Origin of the sequence: Streptomyces sp. NRRL S-646 (genome assembly GCF_000720765.1) — a bacterium.
Taxonomy (GTDB): Bacteria; Actinomycetota; Actinomycetes; order Streptomycetales; family Streptomycetaceae; genus Streptomyces.
On sequence record NZ_JODC01000147.1, the window covers coordinates 1 to 232 of the forward strand.

At 71.6% G+C, this 232-nt stretch carries 1 protein-coding gene; it reads right to left on the minus strand.

Features of this window, described 5'->3' with window-relative positions; all coding sequences use genetic code 11:
- Positions 1–200 (minus strand): ketoacyl-synthetase C-terminal extension domain-containing protein (locus IH68_RS51555; protein ID WP_037886841.1); only part of this gene is annotated, 200 nt, incomplete at its 3' end.
- Positions 201–232: the final 32 nt, after the last annotated feature.

Consider the following 232-nt stretch of genomic DNA (forward strand, 5'->3'; position numbering starts at 1 on the left):
CGGTGCGACAGCCCCGAACCGGACGACAGCCACGCCGCCAGCCGCTCCGCCTGACCCCGCAACGCCGCCGCACTCGCACCCGACACCACCACCGGCACCGGCACCGGCCCGGACGGCGCCTCAACCACCTCCACCGACACCTCGGGAGCCTCTTCGAGGATCACATGGGCATTGGTGCCACTGATACCGAAGGACGACACACCCGCACGACGGGAACGGTCCTCCGACCGCG